Annotated in this window: 17 protein-coding genes; 10 read left to right on the forward strand and 7 right to left on the reverse strand. The window is 42.1% G+C overall.

The window, feature by feature from the left end:
• Positions 1-28: 28 nt before the first annotated feature.
• Positions 29-871 (reverse strand): metallophosphoesterase family protein, encoded by an 843-nt coding sequence (locus tag QM818_RS02955; protein WP_265473024.1) that lies wholly within the window; start codon positions 869-871, stop codon positions 29-31.
• 111 nt (positions 872-982) lie between these two features.
• On the opposite strand from QM818_RS02955, the gene QM818_RS02960 reads away from it, so the two are divergent.
• From QM818_RS02960 to QM818_RS02975, 4 genes are all read left to right on the forward strand, one after another.
• Positions 983-1633, forward strand: a complete 651-nt coding sequence (locus QM818_RS02960; protein ID WP_414299895.1) for a metal-dependent transcriptional regulator — start codon at positions 983-985, stop codon at positions 1631-1633.
• 119 nt (positions 1634-1752) lie between these two features.
• Complete coding sequence (locus tag QM818_RS02965; protein ID WP_261033496.1) at positions 1753-2463, forward strand: nicotinamide mononucleotide transporter; 711 nt, start codon at positions 1753-1755, stop codon at positions 2461-2463.
• Between the two features lie 119 nt (positions 2464-2582).
• Positions 2583-2996, forward strand: a complete 414-nt coding sequence (locus QM818_RS02970) for a hypothetical protein (RefSeq protein WP_414299896.1) — start codon at positions 2583-2585, stop codon at positions 2994-2996.
• 18 nt (positions 2997-3014) lie between these two features.
• Positions 3015-3428 (forward strand): hypothetical protein, encoded by a 414-nt coding sequence (locus QM818_RS02975; RefSeq protein ID WP_414299897.1) that lies wholly within the window; start codon positions 3015-3017, stop codon positions 3426-3428.
• A gap of 38 nt (positions 3429-3466) precedes the next feature.
• Here the strand turns inward: QM818_RS02975 and dtd are convergent, their stop codons facing one another.
• Both dtd and QM818_RS02985 read right to left on the reverse strand, forming a co-directional pair.
• Positions 3467-3910 carry a D-aminoacyl-tRNA deacylase gene (gene dtd, locus QM818_RS02980; RefSeq protein ID WP_261027523.1) on the reverse strand — a complete coding sequence of 148 codons (444 nt, stop codon included), beginning with the start codon at positions 3908-3910 and terminating at the stop codon, positions 3467-3469.
• A 29-nt stretch (positions 3911-3939) separates the two neighbouring features.
• Positions 3940-6162, reverse strand: a complete 2223-nt coding sequence (locus QM818_RS02985; protein ID WP_261027521.1) for a RelA/SpoT family protein — start codon at positions 6160-6162, stop codon at positions 3940-3942.
• A 326-nt stretch (positions 6163-6488) separates the two neighbouring features.
• On the opposite strand from QM818_RS02985, the gene QM818_RS02990 reads away from it, so the two are divergent.
• Entirely contained in the window at positions 6489-7946 is a 1458-nt protein-coding gene (locus tag QM818_RS02990; RefSeq protein WP_261081279.1) for an N-acetylmuramoyl-L-alanine amidase, read from the forward strand.
• A gap of 143 nt (positions 7947-8089) precedes the next feature.
• Complete coding sequence (locus QM818_RS02995) at positions 8090-8719, forward strand: MBL fold metallo-hydrolase (protein ID WP_261081280.1); 630 nt, start codon at positions 8090-8092, stop codon at positions 8717-8719.
• Between the two features lie 113 nt (positions 8720-8832).
• Here QM818_RS02995 and pepO read toward each other — a convergent pair whose 3' ends face one another.
• Positions 8833-10725 (reverse strand): endopeptidase PepO, encoded by a 1893-nt coding sequence (gene pepO / locus QM818_RS03000; protein ID WP_261081281.1) that lies wholly within the window; start codon positions 10723-10725, stop codon positions 8833-8835.
• 177 nt (positions 10726-10902) lie between these two features.
• Here pepO and QM818_RS03005 point away from each other — a divergent pair, with 177 nt between their 5' ends.
• From QM818_RS03005 to tpx, 4 genes are all read left to right on the forward strand, one after another.
• Positions 10903-11625: a metal ABC transporter ATP-binding protein gene (locus QM818_RS03005; RefSeq protein ID WP_064276573.1), complete on the forward strand. Its 723-nt coding sequence runs from the start codon at positions 10903-10905 to the stop codon at positions 11623-11625.
• The gene (locus QM818_RS03010; RefSeq protein ID WP_033682180.1) at positions 11622-12470 is read left to right on the forward strand and encodes a metal ABC transporter permease; all 849 of its coding nucleotides are present in this window, start codon (positions 11622-11624) and stop codon (positions 12468-12470) included. Before QM818_RS03005 ends, QM818_RS03010 begins: the two co-directional genes overlap by 4 nt.
• Before the next feature lie 31 nt (positions 12471-12501).
• Complete coding sequence (gene psaA / locus QM818_RS03015; protein WP_261081282.1) at positions 12502-13431, forward strand: metal ABC transporter substrate-binding lipoprotein/adhesin PsaA; 930 nt, start codon at positions 12502-12504, stop codon at positions 13429-13431.
• Between the two features lie 122 nt (positions 13432-13553).
• The gene (gene tpx / locus QM818_RS03020; protein WP_000256026.1) at positions 13554-14045 is read left to right on the forward strand and encodes a thiol peroxidase; all 492 of its coding nucleotides are present in this window, start codon (positions 13554-13556) and stop codon (positions 14043-14045) included.
• Between the two features lie 202 nt (positions 14046-14247).
• Here the strand turns inward: tpx and QM818_RS03025 are convergent, their stop codons facing one another.
• The 3 genes from QM818_RS03025 to QM818_RS03035 form a co-directional block, all read right to left on the reverse strand.
• Positions 14248-16956, reverse strand: a complete 2709-nt coding sequence (locus tag QM818_RS03025; protein ID WP_414299898.1) for an ABC transporter permease — start codon at positions 16954-16956, stop codon at positions 14248-14250.
• 1 nt (position 16957) lies between these two features.
• Complete coding sequence (locus QM818_RS03030; protein WP_023946172.1) at positions 16958-17659, reverse strand: ABC transporter ATP-binding protein; 702 nt, start codon at positions 17657-17659, stop codon at positions 16958-16960.
• Positions 17660-17789: 130 nt separating this feature from the next.
• Positions 17790-20201, reverse strand: coding sequence for a glycoside hydrolase family 95 protein (locus tag QM818_RS03035; protein ID WP_414299899.1), 2412 nt, complete (start codon positions 20199-20201; stop codon positions 17790-17792).
• Positions 20202-20246 lie beyond the last annotated feature (45 nt).

Raw genomic sequence — 20246 nt, forward strand, 5'->3', positions numbered from 1 at the left:
TATTATTATACCCTTTTTAGTTGTAATGTCAATCGTTACCACTTTTCAACCAAGCATCTAATTCCCTATCATAGCCCTCTTTCTGGGCTAATTCTCTCAGAAATTCCTGATGATGAGTATGGTGGATACCATTGACCAGACTTTCATAATAAACCTCAAAATAAGGAAGGTTGAGGTCTTTAGCCAGTTGCAATTCAGCTACCACATCGTAGTCTACCCGTCGGAAGTCCATATCTACCAAGCCCTTGTCATCAAATTCTAAAATCATATACTGGGCTCGCAAGTCCTTCCGTAACTGGGCATCTAGAAAGAAAGGCTGCCCAATCGAACCCGGATTGACAATTAATTGCCCACCAGTCCCGTAACGAAGCAACTGCTGGTGAATATGACCATATACAGCGATATCACAAGGCGGATTGGTCACCAAACGGTCAAAATCCTCTTGCGTTCCAGTATGAATCAACTCTCTCCCCCAGTTCTTATCAGGCAGATGATGGCTAATTCCAACTGTCAAATTCCCAAACTGACGATGAATCTGGAGTGGTTGATTGTGGAGCAGTTCAATTTCTTCTAGGGAAATTTCCTCTAAAACATACTGGCACTGGCGCAAGAGATAGCGTTGACTGGGGCGACTCCTATCCAATTCCTTACGGACACCATGCCACAGACTGTCTTCCCAGTTTCCCAAAACTCTAGCTGTAATCGGTAGTTGAGCCAACAAGTCCAATATCCTTCTACGCCCTGTTCCTGGCATGAGAATATCCCCCAAAAGCCAGTATTCATCCACTCCTAGCTGTCTAGCATCTGCCAAAACAGCCTCTAAAGCAGTGGTATTTCCATGAATATCTGAAAGAAGAGCTATTTTTGTCATATCCATCTCCTCGTTTTTTCTCTTGCAATAAGTATAACATAAAAAGTCACAGCTAGAGAAATCTAGCTTTTTTTGATATACTAGATAAAGATATTAGACAAGAGGAAACGAATGACCCCGAATAAAGAAGATTATCTAAAGTGTATTTATGAAATTGGCATAGACCTGCATAAAATTACCAACAAGGAAATTGCGGCCCGCATGCAAGTCTCTCCCCCTGCCGTAACTGAAATGATTAAACGGATGAAGAGCGAAAACCTCATCCTTAAGGACAAGGAATGTGGCTATCTACTGACTGACCTCGGCCTCAAATTGGTCTCTGAGCTCTATCGTAAGCATCGCTTGATTGAAGTTTTTCTAGTCCATCATTTAGACTATACGAGTGACCAGATTCACGAGGAAGCTGAAGTCTTGGAACATACTGTCTCTGACCTGTTCGTGGAAAGACTGGATAAATTGCTAGGATTTCCCAAGACCTGCCCTCACGGAGGAACTATTCCTGCCAAGGGAGAACTCTTAGTTGAAATCAATAACCTGCCACTAGCTGACATCAAGGAAGCTGGCTCCTATCGCCTAACTCGGGTGCACGATAGTTTTGACATTCTCAGTTATCTGGACAAGCACTCACTTCACATCGGTGACCATATCCAAGTCAAGCAGTTTGATGGCTTTAGCAATACCTTCACTATTCTTAGTAAAGACGAGGATTTACAAGTGAATATGGACATTGCAACACAACTCTATGTCGAGAAAATCAACTAATTTCTCAAGTCCTCTACCAACCCTGAAAGTTTGATTTTCAGGGTTTTATTTCTATCATTTGATTTTACTTTCATTTAGTTGTAGAATGTTTGTTAAAAAAAAGAAAGATAGTTTAACCTATGAAAAAATCACTCAAAATTTTTGCTACATCTAAATGGTTTGACCTCTTCGGCGTTGCTTTGGTCGTTGGGATTGCGATTGCATCTGGTTACCTCAACTCCCGTCTCGATAAATTCGTAGACTGGGGACCCTGGACTGCTCTTGTTCCCTTTGGATTGATTTCTGTAACCAATGTTGGGATTTCCATGTTGTCCACTCGTTTTACAGGAAAATTAAGCAAGTGGGGAAATTACTTTGGCATTATCAATACGATTTTGTCCGGTACTATTGATTATATCCTTGGAAATAAGGCGGCCATTATCACCTATCCTGTCACCTTCCTCATTTATACCTTTGCGATTAAGAAATGGGAAGCTTCGCAAGAAGGCAGACCCAACCAAATGAGCCAAAAACAGGTAAAATTGGCAGCCATCATCATTTCCATCATCGCCTTCCTCTTTGCCTTTGTGACCAACTATATCGGTTATGGAGGCAAGATGAATCTCCTTGCCTACGTGACAACTATTGCCTTTGCACTGTCCCTCATTGCCAATGCTTTGAACGCATTGAAACTAACAACTCAGTGGGGCTTTTGGTTGATTTACAATTTTGTTCAGCTGACAAAGGCTGGTATTCAAGGAAACTTCGCCAATATCGGTAAATATATCTTTTATATCCTCAATGCAATCGGAGCTTTATTTGTCTGGAATGATGAAGAGGTGGAACAATAAGAGGGAAATCAAATAAAGAAATCTAACAGAATCTCCTTACTAAAATTTTTTATCATTTTAGTTGTAACTCCTATTCTTTTGGAGTAGAATGAAGCTAGATAAAAGAGGGAGGTCTTGTCATGAAAAAACTCTTTAGAATCCATTTTGTAGCAATTGCAGTCATTGATTTGCTACTATTGGCATTTTTTAGCAAAAGACCCGAGACATCTTTGGAGTGGCTCTTGCTCACTGGTTTTATTTTCTTTCTTACTCAAGGACTCCTGCTATTACGCTTGGTTGTCCTACTCAAACATCAATTCGCTGAGATTTATCCTCAAATCAATAAAAAGATTCGCTTCTACTATTTAGGGGTTCTCTCCATTGATTTTCTATTTTTTGTCCTTTTAGCCTTCGTTAGTTCTCATCGTTTTTCATCTCTTATGCCAATCGTCACTGCTTGCCATTCTACTTTTTATTATACGACGGCTGACTACCTAAGAAACAAGTATCCAGACTTTTATGACAAACGCATCTCTTTATGGGAGTGTCTCTAAGGAAAAGGAGGTTTTAGCATGAAAAAAATCATCTTCATCAAAACCATTCAACTCCTTGTCATTGATGGAATCATGCTGGCATTTTTGACATTTAAAGAGGGACTTACTTGGGACTGGATTTTGATTTATAGCGGTTGGCTCATTTTCTTTCATCCTGTTTTACTGACCTATCTTTCCAATCAACTTTGTGACCACTTTAGTCAACTCTATTCCCAGATTAGACCGAGATTCTGGCGTTTTGCCTTACAAATCCTCCTATGGGATAGCCTGATGATTCTTTCCTTGATATGTTTAAGTGATATCCCACTTTTCCTTCAGGGAATTCTCCTCATCCTAGGACATATCATCCCTTCCTATCGTATAGGTCAAATACTGAAACAAGATTTCCCCAAAGCCTATCAAGAACAGATTTCATTTTGGAGTATTTTATGATAGATGAGAAAAACCAAGCCGGCCGGGCTTGGTCTTTCTTATCTATTTTTAGTATCAAGGATAATGGTGACTGGTCCGTCATTGACCAGCTCAACCTGCATATCCGCTCCGAAGATACCTGTCTGAACGGGCACTTCTTGCGCTAATTTTTGATTGAAAGCGTCATAGAAGTCTGATGCCATATCATGCTTGGCTGCACCTGTGAAGGCTGGACGATTGCCCTTCTTAGTATCCGCAAAGAGAGTAAACTGAGAAATAGAGAGGATTTCTCCCTCAATATCTTTGACAGACAGGTTCATCTTGCCTTCTGCATCTGAAAAAATCCGCATATTGACAAGCTTTCTCACAGCGTAGTCCAAATCTTCCTCTTGGTCCTCTGGTCCAACACCAACCAGCAATAAAAGCCCCTGATTGATTTTCCCATGAACCTGACCTTCGATACTCACTTGGGCTTTTTTAACTCGTTGGATAATGATTTTCATAATAGCCTTTCTAGTAAGAACTAGGACAATTAGCCGTTGGTCCGTTTGACAGAATAAACCTCTGGCACGCTCTTGATCTTGTCCACAACCGTAGTCAGCGTCGAGAGGTTGGCAATGCCGAAGGACACATGGATATTAGCAAATTTCATATCCTTGGTTGGTTGAGCGTTGACTGTTGAGATATTCTTAGTTGTGTTTGAAAGAACTTGTAGTACATCGTTCAACAGTCCTGTACGGTTGAGTCCATAAATATCGATATGAGCCATATACTCCTTATTTGAGCTAGAGTACTGATCTTCCCATTCCACATCAAGGAGACGTTGCTCGTAGTTTTCTTGGGCACGCAGGTTCATACAGTCCACACGGTGAATAGCCACACCACGCCCCTTGGTAATATAGCCGACAATATCATCACCAGGCACTGGATTACAACACTTAGCAATCCGCACTAGGAGTCCTGAGGCACCTTCAATGACCACACCACCCTCATGCTTGACCTTGAGGGTTTCTTTATTTTCAACCTTGATCTCGCCACCTTTGACAAGTTCCTCTGCTTCCGCCTTGGCCTTGGCACGCTCTTCCTCACGGCGTTCCTTTTCAGTCAGACGGTTAAAGACGGTAATAGCACCGATTTCTCCAAAACCAATAGCCGCAAAGAGGGATTCTTCTGTCTTGTAGCTGGTCTTTTGCAGAACTTGGTCCATATGACGCTTGTCCATGAATTTATTGGCCACATAGCCATTTTCTTGGAACTGAGCCATCAGCATCTCACGACCCTTGTTGACAGACAATTCCTTATCTTGGTTTTTAAAGAACTGGCGAATCTTGTTACGAGCCTTGCTGGTCTTAACCATATTGAGCCAGTCACGGCTCGGTCCAAAGGAGTTCGGGTTGGTGACAATTTCAACCTGATCCCCGGTCTTGAGCTTAGTTGTCAGCGGAACCATACGGCCATTGACCTTGGCACCAGTTGCTTTTTCCCCGACTTTTGTATGGATTTCGTAAGCAAAGTCAATCGGTCCTGAATCTTTTGGAAGGGAACGAACAGCTCCATCTGGAGTAAAGACGTAAATCTCCTCAGCCAGATAGTTTTCCTTGACTGAATCAACAAATTCCTTAGCATCATCAGCCTGGTCTTGGAGCTCCATCATCTCCTTGATCCAGTTCATTCCAATGGCTGATTCCTTGCTGTTAACCTGCCCCTTAATACCCTTCTTATAAGCCCAGTGAGCTGCAACCCCGTACTCAGCGACCTCGTGCATTTCCTTGGTCCGAATCTGGAATTCAATCGGCCCTTTTGGCCCATAGACAGTCGTATGAATAGACTGATAACCATTGGCCTTGCGGTTAGCGATATAGTCTTTGAAACGACCTGGCATGGGTTTCCAAAGTTCATGCACATAACCAAGCATGGCATAAACATCACTTTGGGTATCTAAAATACAGCGAATGGCAATCAGGTCATAGATTTCTTCAAAACGTTTTCTCTTATCCTGCATTTTGCGGAAAATCGAGTAAATATGTTTGGGACGACCATAAATCTTCCCTGTCAAGTGACGATCTGTCGTATATTCCTCTAATTTTGTGACTACCTCATCCACCAAGGCTTCACGCTCTCTGCGTTTTTCCTTCATCATATGGGTAATCTTGTAAAACTCCGTTGGGTTGAGATAACGGAAAGATAGGTCTTCCAATTCCCATTTAACGCTGGAAATCCCCAGACGATGGGCAAGCGGGGCATAGATTTCCATAGTTTCTTTGGAAATACGCTCCTGCTTGTCTTTACGAAGGTGTTTCAGGGTCCGCATATTGTGCAAGCGGTCAGACAGTTTGACCAAGATAACACGGATGTCCTCAGACATGGCCATGAGCATCTTGCGATGATTTTCTGCCAACTGCTCTTCGTGAGACTTGTACTTAACTTTACCAAGCTTAGTAACCCCATCTACGATTACGCGCACATCAGGACCAAACTCTCTTTCCAAATCGTCCAAGGTTGCATCTGTATCTTCTACCACATCATGTAAGAAACCACAAGCTACCGTTACAGCATCCAGCTTGAGTTTGGCTAAAATCCCTGCCACTTGGATGGGGTGAATGATATAAGGCTCACCTGATTTGCGATATTGACCACTATGGCAATCCACCGCATAGACCAAGGCCTTATGGACAAAATGGACATCCTCTTCCGTTAAATATTCTTTGGTTAAAGCGACAACTTCTTCGCCTGTTAAATTCACTTCTTTTGGCATCTCTACTCTCCAATTCTTCCTACCATTTTATCACTTTTTTAAGAATATGAAAACTAGAAAAAGAGGATTCTAAAGCTTATTCAATTTGTTGGGAAGGAGAATAAAATAAGATTCACACTAAAAAATAATATAATTATCTGATTTTCATCTATCTTTTTTGATATAGGCTAAGATAAAAGTTAGTGAAACGAAAATACATTCCTCTTTTTCAATAAGAAAATGTTTGATATTTTGGTAATTTTCTAACCTTTTTAGTGTATAATGGTAATAAGCACAGTTTTTTACGATAATTACTGAAATTTCATCTCTTTAGAAAGGCATCTCACATGAAATCACACAAAAGACTGACACTTTTAGCTTTGGCTGTTCTTGGCTTATCCAGTCAAGTAGTTTTAGCTGATGATACGAGTCATTCTACTACTAACCCTGCGACTACTTCAACCAGTAGCTCAACAAATGCTTCCACTAGCAATTCTACTAGTAGTTCTACAAATACTTCTGCTAGCAGTTCTCAAGTTAATACAGAAACTTCGTCGAGTACAGCTAGTTCAAGTGAACAGGAAAGCAAACCTTCTCTTTCTACGAAAACCAAACCCAATCAACCTCTACAGACTGGCTGGGTAAAAGAGGGGAACAAGTGGACGTTTTATAGTCAAACTGGGGTCAAGTTTACAGATACTCTCTACGATGGTTATCTCTTTGATAATCATGGCTACTTACTTGAAAACAGCTGGTACCAACTGGGAAATAATTGGTACTATATCAATGGTTCAGGTAAATATTTAGCCAACCAATGGAGTCAAATCAATGGCAAGTGGTATGCTTTTGATGGCTACGGTAGAATGCTGGCTAATGTCTGGAAAGGCGATTACTACCTCAAATCCAGTGGGGCTATGGCAGATAAGGAATGGGTCTACGACCAAAACTACTCTAGTTGGTTTTACCTAAAATCTGGCGGACGCTACGCCCAAAAACAATGGATTGGTTCCTACTACCTCAAATCTGGTGGCTACATGGCTCACAAAGAATGGATCTACGACCAAGACTACCAAGCTTGGTACTACCTTAAGAACGATGGTGTGTATGTCACAGGAACCTATGTAGTCGACGGTAAAAACCAGCTCTTCCAAGGAAATGGAAAATGGGTTCGTGAATTAGCACAAGGTTTTCAAAAAGGACATTACTCTAAAACTATTTTTCTAGATCCAGGACACGGTGGTAAGGATCGCGGGGCTTATTACTATGGCATAGCTGAAAAAGATTTAAACCTGCAAGTTTATCGTAAGCTACGTAAACGACTAGAAGGACTCGGCTATACTGTTCTAACTTCTCGAGATAGCGATATAGACGTTGATTTTATTACCGAACGTTCTCGCATGGTTAATAAGACCAATGCAGACTTTTTCATCAGCCTTCATTTCAACGCAAAAGGAAATGATACAACTGTTAATCTAGGTATCCAGACCTATTCTTACAAAGATGAACCTGGTTTCCCTAGCAAGATTAACAAAGATTGGCATAATAATCCTGAACGGATGAGTGAAAGTAACCGTCTTGCTGCCGATATCCATTCTTCACTATTAGCTGAAACAGGAGCCAGAGATGCCGGACTCTTGCAAGCTACCTTTGCTGTTCTACGTGAAACAGCTAAACCAGCTGTTTTGCTAGAGATGGGATATATGGATAATCCAGAAGAAAACAAAAAAATCCGTAGTAGTGAATACCAAGATAAACTGGTTGAAGGGATTGTCAAGGGAATCCAAAAATACTACGCTGGCAATTAAAGAAGTTTAAGCCTCGAACTCACTCGGGGCTTATTTTTCTTATCCAAATTGTGTTCTTCTTTCTAGGTCTATTTCCTTTTTCAGCTTATTCTCCCCAACTGTGCTATACTTATCTTAGTACATTCTTTGAGATTGGAGCTAGTATGAAAATCCATAAAACTGTAAATCCTGTTGCCTATGAAAATACCTATTATCTAGAAGGTGAAAAGCACCTCATCGTTGTCGATCCTGGTAGCCATTGGGAAGCCATTCGTCAGACCATAGAGAAGATCAACAAACCAATCTGCGCCATTCTATTGACACACGCCCATTATGACCATATCATGAGCCTGGACTTGGTTCGTGAGACTTTTAGCAACCCTCCTGTCTATATCGCGGAGAGTGAAGCTAGCTGGCTCTATACTCCTGTCGATAATCTCTCTGGGCTTCCTCGCCACGATGATATGGCAGATGTGGTCGCAAAACCTGCAGAACACACTTTTATCTTTCACGAAGAATACCAACTAGAGGAATTTCGTTTCACTGTCTTGCCAACACCAGGGCACTCTATCGGTGGTGTTTCTATCGTCTTTCCTGATGCTCACCTAGTCTTAACAGGGGATGCTCTTTTCCGAGAAACAATCGGACGGACCGACCTTCCGACTGGTAGCATGGAGCAACTCCTTCATAGCATCCAGACCCAACTCTTCACCCTACCAAACTACGATGTCTATCCAGGGCATGGTCCAGCTACGACCATCGCTCACGAAAAGACCTTCAATCCTTTTTTCTAGTAATATGATGACAATTAAGTAAACTATCCAGCAAGTCTTTCCATTATAAAAGGCATCCAATCAAGTTTTCAGACCTGATTGGATGCCTTTTTCTGATTACTTGCTTCTTTGCATTACCAAATAATCACGCGCTCTTCTGGTGAACGCCACATACCGTCGCCTTCTTTGACATCATAGGTTGTAAAGAAATCATCAAAGTTTGGTACTTGTACATTGACACGGAGTTTGGCTGGCGCATGCACATCAACGCTAGCCAAGAGTTTCATAAATTCTGGACGACCTTTCATTCTCCAGATGCGACCGAAGTTGTAGAAGAATTCTTCTGCCGAGAAGTCTGGTTCTCTCTTGGCTGCTTCAAGCGCTGCAGCGATTCCTCCCAAATCAGCCACGTTCTCTGACACAGTCAATTTACCATTAATGGTTGCTCCATAAGAATCCTGTCCATCAAATTGGTCAATGACTTTTTGTGTTTTCTCCTTGAAGGCAGCATAGTCGCTCTCTGTCCACCAGTCCTTGAGGCTACCATTTTCATCAAAGGAAGCTCCGTTGGTATCAAAGGCGTGGGAAATTTCATGGGCAATAACCGCCCCAATACCACCGTAGTTAGCAGATGATGACTGATGCAAGTCATAGAAAGGAGCCTGTAAAATGGCCGCTGGAAAGACAATCAGGTTCTTCTGTGGATTGTAGTAGGCGTTGACCATATGAGCAGGCATGCCCCATTCCTTGTAGTCTACAGGCTGGTTCCACTTGCTCCAACTGTGCTTGATTTCCACACGCGCAAAGGCTAGAGCATTGTCAAAAAGACTAGCGTTTTCATCCACTACCTTGTCCTTGTAGCGTTCTGGTAATTCTTCTGGGTAGCCGATATAAGGCTTGATGACATTGAGTTTGACTATGGCCTTGTCACGAGTTTCTGGAGTCAGCCAGTCATTTTTTGCCAAGCGTTCCTTATAGACATCAATCATGGTTGCCACTTTTTTCTCCACATCTGCCTTAGCTTCTGGAGAGAATTTTTCATGGGCATACCAGAGACCCAAGGCTTGTTTGAAAGGACCTTGTGCTAGCTGATAGGCTGCCTTGACCTTGTCTTTGGCCTCTGGAACTCCTGAAAGCGCACGGCTATAGGCACCTGACAAGACACGAATTTCTTCTGTTAAATAGCTGGTTGAGAGATTAACCACACTCAAAATCAAGGTTGCCTTGAGGAGAGGCCAGGCCTCTTCACTATAGAATTGATCTGCAGCTTGCCAGAAACGTTCCTCGTCTACGATAACCTTGTCTGGTACTTGTCCAAGAACGGCTTGGAAGAAGTTATCCAAAGGTAGGGCGGGTGCGAATTTCTTGAAATCTTCATAAGCATATGGATGGTAGAGTTTAGCATACTCTGAACTTTCTTCATTAGAAAGCACCACTGCTGCAATTCGGCGATCCAATTCAAGTCTTTTCTCTAACAAGTCTTCAATTTCTGCATCAGAGAAATCATAAGCCTTGAGAAGTTTTGCGCTAGTTTCTTTCCAAAGAGTCAAGAGCTCTTCGCGCTGAGGATGGTCTTCCGCATAGTAGGTCGTATCTGGCAGAATCGTGCTTGGAGCGCTAGCCCATAAAACATTGATTCTGGCATCCATGAAGTCTGGCGATACACCAAAAGGAAGGAAATTTGGTTTTCCTGCAAGTTCAAACTCTGCTAGTCTAGCTGTAAAATCTGCAAAAGTCTCCAATTCTTGGAATTCTTTAAGAAGTGGTAAGACAGGTGTAATACCGTCAGCTTCTCTCTTGTCAAAATCACGAACTAGGCGGTGGTATTTGACAAAGTTTGCCAAAATAGCATCCTCAGGCACCTCTTCACCTGCCAACCACTTGTCCGTTGTCGCTAACATCAAGTCTTCAATTTCCTGGTCTAAATCAACAAAACCTCCCGTTTGAGACTTATCTGCTGGGATTTCAGCTGTCTGTTGCCATTCCCCATTGATTGCATCATAAAAATCATCTTGATAACGTGTCATCTTGTTCTCGCTTTCATTTATACTTGTTTTTAGCTTAACAAAAATTACCTGGGAATGCAATTAAAAATGAACTTTCCTTTTCCATCATTTTTCAGTTATTATTTTAATTTTTTCAAAAATTAACTTGACTTAATTTTTTTTTTAATGTATATTAAGAGACAGGAGGAATACAAGTTTATGATACGTATCGAAAACCTCAGTGTCTCCTACAAAGAAACATTGGCACTTAAGGATATTTCACTAGTGCTCCAAGGACCAACAATTACCGGAATCATTGGTCCAAACGGTGCTGGAAAATCAACATTATTAAAAGGTATGCTGGGAATTATCCCACATCAAGGTCAGGCATTTCTCGATGACAAGGAAGTTAAAAAATCCTTACACCGAATTGCCTATGTCGAACAAAAAATCAATATCGACTACAACTTTCCCATCAAGGTCAAGGAATGCGTCTCGCTAGGACTCTTTCCCTCTATCCCTCTCTTTCGCAGTTTAAACGCTAAACATTGGAGAAAAGTAGAGGAAGCCCTTGAAATCGTCGGCCTAGCTGACTACGCAGAACGGCAAATCAGTCAACTATCTGGAGGTCAGTTCCAGCGGGTTTTGATTGCCAGATGTTTGGTCCAGGAAGCCGATTATATCCTCTTGGATGAACCCTTTGTTGGGATTGACTCTGTCAGTGAGGAAATCATCATGAATACGCTGAGAGATTTGAAAAAAGCTGGGAAGACGGTTCTCATCGTCCACCACGATCTCAGCAAGGTTCCCCACTACTTCGATCAAGTCTTGCTTGTCAATCGAGAAGTGATTGCCTTTGGTCCAACCAAAGAAACCTTTACCGAAGCCAATCTCAAAGAAGCTTACGGTAATCGACTCTTTTTCAATGGAGGTGACCTATGATTGCAGAATTTATCGATGGATTGCAAAAATTCCATTTCTTACAAAATGCCTTGATAACAGCCATTGTCGTCGGGGTCGTAGCTGGAGCTGTAGGATGTTTCATCATTCTACGCGGGATGTCACTCATGGGAGATGCCATTTCACATGCTGTCTTACCAGGTGTAGCCCTCTCCTTCATCTTGGGCGTTGACTTCTTTATCGGAGCCATTGTCTTTGGATTGCTAGCTGCCATCATCATTACCTACATCAAGGGGAACTCGATTATCAAAAGCGATACCGCCATCGGCATTACCTTTTCTTCTTTCTTAGCCCTCGGTATCATCTTGATTAGTGTCGCTAAAAGTTCAACTGACCTTTTCCATATCCTTTTTGGTAATATCCTAGCCGTCCAAGATACGGATATGTTTATTACTATGGGTGTTGGGGCAGTCATTCTCTTGTTAATCTGGATTTTCTTCAAGCAACTCTTGATAACATCCTTTGATGAACTCTTGGCTAAAGCCATGGGAATGCCTGTCAATTTCTATCACTACCTTCTCATGGTACTCCTGACTCTCGTGTCTGTGACAGCCATGCAAAGTGTCGGAACTATCCTGATTGTAGCCATGCTGATTACCCCAGCTGCAACTGCTTATCTGTATGCTAATAGCCTGAAAAGCATGATTTTCCTTTCCTCAACTTTTGGAGCTACTGCTTCAGTTTTGGGACTCTTTATCGGCTATAGCTTTAACGTTGCGGCAGGTTCTAGTATCGTGCTCACAGCTGCTAGTTTCTTTCTCATTAGCTTCTTTATCGCTCCAAAACAACGATATTTGAAACTGAAAAATAAACATTTGTTAAAATAAGGGGTAAAACCCCAATAAATTGGAGGATCTAATGAAAAAATTAGGTACATTGTTGGTTCTTTTTCTTTCCGCCATTGTTCTTGTAGCATGTGGTAGCGGAAAAAAAGATGCAGCTTCTGGTCAAAAACTAAAAGTTGTTGCTACAAACTCAATCATCGCTGATATTACTAAAAATATTGCCGGTGACAAGATTGATCTTCACAGTATCGTTCCTGTTGGCCAAGACCCACACGAATACGAACCACTCCCTGAAGACGTTAAGAAAACTTCTCAGGCTGATTTGATTTTCTATAACGGTATCAACCTTGAAACAGGTGGCAATGCTTGGTTTACAAAATTGGTAGAAAATGCTAAGAAAACTGAAAACAAAGACTACTTTGCAGTCAGCGAAGGCGTTGATGTTATCTACCTTGAAGGTCAAAACGAAAAAGGCAAAGAAGACCCACACGCTTGGCTTAACCTTGAAAACGGTATGATTTTTGCTAAGAATATCGCTAAACAATTGAGCGCTAAAGACCCTAGCAACAAGGAATTCTACGAAAAAAATCTCAAAGAATATACTGATAAGCTAGACAAACTTGACAAGGAAGCTAAAGAGAAATTTAACAACATTCCTGCTGATAAAAAACTTATCGTAACCAGCGAAGGATGCTTCAAATACTTCTCTAAAGCCTATGGTGTCCCAAGTGCTTACATCTGGGAAATCAATACCGAAGAAGAAGGAACACCTGAACAAATCAAGACCTTGGTTGAAAAACTTCGCCAAACAAAAGTTCCATCACTCTTTGTAGAATCAAGTGTGGATGACCGTCCAATGAAGACTGTTTCACAAGACACAAACATCCCAATCTACGCACAAATCTTTACTGACTCTATCGCAGAACAAGGTAAAGAAGGCGACAGCTACTACAACATGATGAAATACAATCTTGACAAGATTGCTGAAGGATTGGCAAAATAAACCTCTGGAAAACGTCATTCTCACATGAGCTGGCGTTTTTTCTATGCCCATATTTCCGGTCAAATCATTGGAAAATTCCGACTGTTTCAGCTAAAATGGAAGAAAAAAGATTGGAGTATCTTATGGTAACTTTTCTCGGAAATCCTGTGAGCTTTACAGGTAAACAACTACAAGTCGGCGACAAGGCACTTGATTTTTCACTCACTACAACAGACCTTTCTAAAAAATCTCTGGCTGATTTTGATGGCAAGAAAAAAGTCTTGAGTGTCGTGCCTTCTATCGATACAGGCATCTGCTCAACTCAAACGCGTCGTTTTAATGAAGAACTGGCTGGACTGGATAATACCGTTGTCTTGACTGTTTCAATGGACCTCCCTTTTGCCCAAAAACGTTGGTGCGGTGCTGAAGGTATTGAAAATGCGATTATGCTGTCAGACTATTTTGATCATTCCTTTGGACGCGATTATGCTCTCTTAATCAATGAGTGGCATCTATTGGCACGCGCAGTCTTTGTCCTCGATACTGACAATACTATTCGCTACGTTGAATACGTGGACAATATCAACTCTGAACCAAACTTTGAAGCCGCAATTGCAGCTGCTAAAGCCCTATAGAAAAAATCCTCTGTCACAAAGAGTTCCCTACTCTTTGAAACGGAGGATTTTTTGTTTACGAGTAAATACAAGTCCAATCTGATAAAAACAACTAATACTCTTCGAAAATCAAATTCAAACCTCGTCAACGTCGCCTTGCCGTACTCAAGTACAGCCTGCGGCTAGTTTCCTAGTTTGCTCTTTGATTTTCATTGAGTATAAATTATTCTACAGATTTCAAGGCTTCAAGCATATCAACCTTTCTCAGATGATAATTGACAAAGAAACCAAGCAAGGTCAAAATGATGCTTACTGCCGTCACCGGGATGACATAGACTTCCCAACCTACCTGCGGATAAAAGAGAATAGTCGCTGGTGAAATCATTTGAATCAAAAATTGATGTAAATAGAAACCAGATACCAAACCAAGTACGATTCCCACAAGGGACAGCACAATCGTCTCACGGTAAATGTAGAGAGTGACTTCATTATTATGAAAACCGAGAACCTTGATAGTGGAGAGTTCACGGATTCTCTCAGCTACGTTAATGTTGGTTAGATTGTAAAGGATAACGATAGCCAACAGAACCGATACGATGACCAAGATGGTCATAGTCTGATTGAGTGAGCTAGCGACGGAGTCAAAGAGTCGAATGGCTGAAGCATTTTGGACAACGCTGGACACCGCAGCTTGATTCATAAGTAAGCCGGCCTGCCTTTCGATACTAGTTGCACTGGTATCCCTTAGCGAAACCAGATAAGTGTTGGCTTGGGGTAGCTGGCCGTAAATTTGCTCATAGCTAGCCTGACTCATATAAATAAAGTGACCAACGTAGTTCTCAGTAATAGCAGCAACCGTTAATTCCTTACCTTCAATTTCTAGAGTTTGTCCAACCTTGACACCTGCCAGCTGGGCAAGTTTAGCTGTAATAACGACGCCATCTTTTAATGTCAGCTCCTGCTGATGATGTTGCAGATGGATAAAGGGAGTCAAATCCTCCTTCTCTGTCATCATAAGAGTAACAGTCTGAAGACCAGCCTTGCCTTTAAAATCCTTGTCTAGCGTCTTAGAATAAATTTTCTGGTAGGCTTGAATAGCCTGACCTTTCAACACTTCTTCTAGATTTGCCTTGTCTTGATTGGTCGCACTAAGATTTTCAGAGACAATCATTTGATACTGTTGGATTTGTTGAAACTGTCTATACGGAACTCCTGCTACAGAGGATTGAATTCCCAAACCTGCAAAGAGCAGAGCGACTGAACCTGCCACACCAAAGATCGTCATCAACATCCGCTGTTTATAACGGAAGATATTACGGGCTGTTACCTTATGGGTAAAACTGAGACGACGCCAGATAAAACCGATGCGCTCCAGTAAGATTTCAGCTCCTTTAACAGGAGGTTTAGGCAATAAAAGCTGGGCTGCTTCGTCATGAAGTTCCCTACGAGCTACCAAGTAGGCTGGTAGCACACTCGCCAACCAACTCAAGACAAGAGCCAGTAAGCTATAGGTCCAATAGAACTGAATCTGGGTTTCTCCCACCACCATGCCTTTTGTAATGACACTTGAAATCACACCTGCTAGTAAATAATGTCCAAGTATGCTACCTAGAGCTGTTCCTACAGTCCCAGCTACTAGACCGTAGAGGAGAAACTTGACGATAATATCCTTACTACGATAGCCCAAGGCCTTAAAAATCCCTGCATGAGTTCGCTCTTCATCCACAAAACGAGTCATGGTTGTAAAGGTCACCATAGCTGCTACGGCATAAAGCACTACAGGAAAGATATTGCCCACTGCCCGAATACTGGCTGAAGCATTGCTGTACATGAGGTAGCCCTGACCACCAGGCATGGTCTGACGATTATAGACCTGATACTTGGGCTCAGCCAAATCATCCAAGACTTGCTGATGTTTTTCTAATTTTTCCTTTTCTTGAGCTAGACTTTGTTCAGCCTGCTTTAGTTTGTCCTCTTCCTTGCCCAATTCCTGCTTGGCTTGAGTAAGTTGAGCACTGGTCTGCTCTCTCTGGGCTTGAGGAAGCAAGGCCAGTTGACTTTCTTGAGCCTGTATACGAGCTTGAGCAGCTGCCAAACGACTCTTGCCTTCCTGCAAATTAGCCTGAGCTCGGTCAAGAGTTTCTTGCCCCTTATCGAGAGACTCTTGGCCTTCTTTTTTCAAGAGTTGCAGACGTGCCTTGCCATTATCTGACAAAGCTTGTTCAAGTTCTTCCTGATGTTGCTTGGATTTTTCTTCATAAACTGATGAAAATGCATTTAAGCCTGCTAAATCTTGATATTTCAAACGAGCTATATTGTAGACTTTCTGATCAAACTGGCTAGGCAAAATCACCCCGTATGCTGTCAGAGTCCCGCTTCCGCTTCCTGCGTAGCCCATATCTCGCTGGGAAAGGATTTCAGCCGAATCCACAAAACCAGTAATGGTATATGTATGATTTTTTAAAGAGGAATGACCGCCTTCTTTTTCTTTAAAACTAATCTCCTGTCCTAATCGATATTGCCCCTGCAGATGATTGGCCAAAGCGATTTCCTGGTCTGACTGAGGAAGTCGTCCCTCTCTGAGATGAAAGGTTGAAATTCGCTCTGGCTTGGAATACAGCCGAATAGCATCTTGCCCATTATCCATAGTCACATCTGTCAAGTAGCCAAACTCGACCTCTGCGCCCTCTATCTGTTCTAGTTCTTTTTGATCTGCTTGATCCAAGCCATAGTTAGACATGACTGCCAAATCCAAGGTTTTAGCAGTTGTTAAATAAGCATTGGCGGTCGCCTCCATATTGGGACTAGTCACTTTGAGACCTACTAAGGCTAGAGATCCCAACATCATCAGGGTCAAGATGGATAAAAAACGCCCCTTGGAGCCTGTAAAGGACTGAATTAAGTCCTTCCAATAAGTTTTTCGCTTGATCATGCTAGTACTCCAAACTGTCAATATCCTGAGGATGCTGGTTGATCACCACATCCTTGACACCGGCATCGTGCATATGAATCACGCGATCAGCAATAGGAGCTAGCGCGCTATTATGAGTCACGATGATCACCGTCGTTCCCTTTTGACGAGACATATCTTGGAGAATTTTCAAGACTTGCTTGCCCGTCTGATAATCCAAGGCACCAGTCGGTTCATCACAAAGGAGGATTTTAGGATTTTTGGCTACTGCGCGTGCAATGGAGACTCGCTGTTGCTCCCCTCCAGACAGCTGGGCTGGGAAATTATTGAGACGATGAGCCAGACCTACATCTGTCAAGACCTGCTCAGGATTCAAGGCATCTGTCACGATTTCAGAGGCCAGTTCCACATTTTCCTTAGCGGTTAGATTGGAAACTAGATTATAAAATTGAAAAACAAAGCCGACATCATTACGACGGTAATTGGTCCTCTGGTGGGAACTATAGTCTGCAATATTAACACCATCTATCCAGATTTCCCCTTCATCATTGGTATCCATTCCCCCTAGGAGATTGAGAACTGTTGACTTACCTGCACCTGACGCACCAAGGATAATCACCAATTCACCCTTTTCAATTTCAAAATTCACATCACGATTGGCCACAATCTCCGTGTCCCCAACCTGATAACGCTTGTAACAGTGTTTCATCTCAATATAAGCCATAATACCCACCCTCTCTCAAACAAATTACTTCCTACTACCATTATAACGCTTTTTCAACTAGTTGGAAACTGCTTACATTCTCAAATCCTTATTAAAAGGCAGTCTCAAACTACTGCCTTCTATCACCTTCTTAAAAATAAAATTGAACAAGATCACCTTCTGCTGTTGCCACCGAAATACAATCTTTCCCCATGCATTTCGCTTTTATTTTTTCTTGATTCACTTCAATCACACTTTTTTCAATATCTGGATAAGAGACTCGCAAATCTCCCCCACTTCTTGATAAAATGGTCAACTGTAAGAGTTTTTTATCCGCCCACCTCATGCTAACTTCAAAATGTCCACGTGCCATTAAGCCTGAAACGGAACCTGTTGACCATGCATCGGGTAGGGCGGCTAGAGGTACCAGATAAGCTGTATGAGACTGGAGCAACATTTCTGCCATTCCACTGCTAGCACCAAAATTACCATCTATCTGAAAAGGAGGGTGGCTACACCAAAGATTTGGCAAGGTAGATGACTTTAACTGCTCTGCTAATAATTTATGGGCTCGATTGCCATCTCCTAAACGCGCCCAAAGATTGATCTTATTAGCCTTGGACCAGCCTGTGCCGCCATCTTCACGATCATTGAGGCTAGCACGCGCCGATTCAAGATACTCTTGTCCCTTGTAGCTAAAGAGATTGCCAGGATAGAGTCCCACCAGATGGGAAGCATGCCGATGTTGGGCCTCCACTTTCTCATTTTGAAAATGCTGCTCTTCCTCCTCATACCACTCCCTGATTCGACCAGATTGAGTGATTTGCAGAGGATTAAGCAGGTCAAATTTTTCTTTGACTTCCGTCAACAAAGCCTCATCCAGTCCCAATTCCTGAGCAGCCTGAATAAAATCATGAAATAACTGCCAAATCAGAGATTGGTCATAGGTATTGCCAATCGAAATCGGGCCATGTTCTGGGGAATAAGACGGAGAAGACACCCAACGCTGCGCCTGCTGATCCTCATGTAAAAAATCATTCCAAAAACGAACGGTTTCCCTCAACATGGGATAAATTTTCTCCCTGAGATAGTCTTGATCCCTATAAAATGAATAGGCTTCATAAACAGTTTGCATCATCCAAGCATTGGCAGCTGGTGACCACCCCCAGTAATAATCCCAACCAGGTGCCGTCCAGCCAAAAGGAGTCGCTTGAGTATGAACCAGCCAACCATTCTCCTCACCTTTCTGAGAGACGATTCCTGCATACCTTGCAGCCGCTAGACGACCATAGACACGCAAATCATCGATATAGTTGATGACTGGAAAAGCCGTCTCTAGAAGATTAGTAACATAGGCTGGCCAATAATTCATCTGCAGATTGATATTCAGGTGATAGTCCGAATTCCAAGGAGGATTATCGACCGCATTCCAGACTCCCTGTAGGTTAGCTGGTAGAGCATCTGAGCAATCTCTAGAAGAACTAATCAATAAATACCGTCCATACTGGAAGAACAATTCCTCCAAAGCATGCCCCTCTTGTGGCTTATAATTTTTTAGCAAATTATCTGTAGTGGATGTGTCTACATCAGCTCCCAAATCCAATTGAACACGTTGGAATAAGGCTTGGTAATCCTGAATATGCCTTGATTTCAATTGGGCATAGCCCTTTTCTTTAGCTATCTCCACCAAGTCCTTAACCTGTTTCTCTAAATCTATTTTCTTGCGATAATTACTAGCAGGATTTTGGGCAAAATCAGTCTTAGCAGCCAAGAAAAGATTGGCATAACTGGCTCCTGATATCTGAGCCTTATCTGACCAAACTCTAATATCCCCATCTGTTTCCCAAGCTAAACAGCTAGCAAACTGCAGGTCATTGTCCTTAACTCTTCCCTTCATCAAGATATAAGAATCAGTAATATCCAACTTGCATTCCTTGTAATCAGATTTCTCCTGCTCATACTTTCCATCAGAAGCCAAATCACGACTTAGCGACAGTTCTATAGTAAAATCTAGAGTTTCCGCCCCTTCCTTAGTAAAGCGCTGAACCAAGAGATCATATGGAAAACTCGCAAAAGCTTCACGTTCAAATTTCGTTCCCTTATAGACATAAGAAGTCGTCGCAAGCGCCTTACTGATATTCAGCTGTCTCTGGTAATCCGTTACCTGAGACAAAGTCTTTCCTTGCTTGCTAAACTCAATGTGAATATCCCCAAAGGATAGATAGGTCCCATATTGACTCGTTTTTGGCCCGATCAGGTGCTGTTCAGCCAGTTCCTTAGCCCGATTGTAATCTCTCTTTTCCAAAGCCTGCCGAATCTCAGCTAAAAAACCATACTGGTCCTGAAGATTTCCACCCTGATAATCGGAACTATCAGGAAGTGGACCACCAGACCAGAGACTTTTTTCATTAAATTGAATCCTCTCAGCCCCTATAATCCCAAATACTTTTGCACCTAAAGAACCATTGCCTATTGGTAAAGCCTCTTCTTCCCAACCCTTATATGTTGTTGAAGCTGGTCTCTTGTAGGCCAATACATAATCTTGTTTTTTATTCCTTATCATACTACCATACTAACATAAAAAGCCTAGAAATCAATTCTAGACTTA

The organism is Streptococcus mitis (assembly GCF_047464035.1).
Classification (GTDB): domain Bacteria; phylum Bacillota; class Bacilli; order Lactobacillales; family Streptococcaceae; genus Streptococcus; species Streptococcus mitis_DX.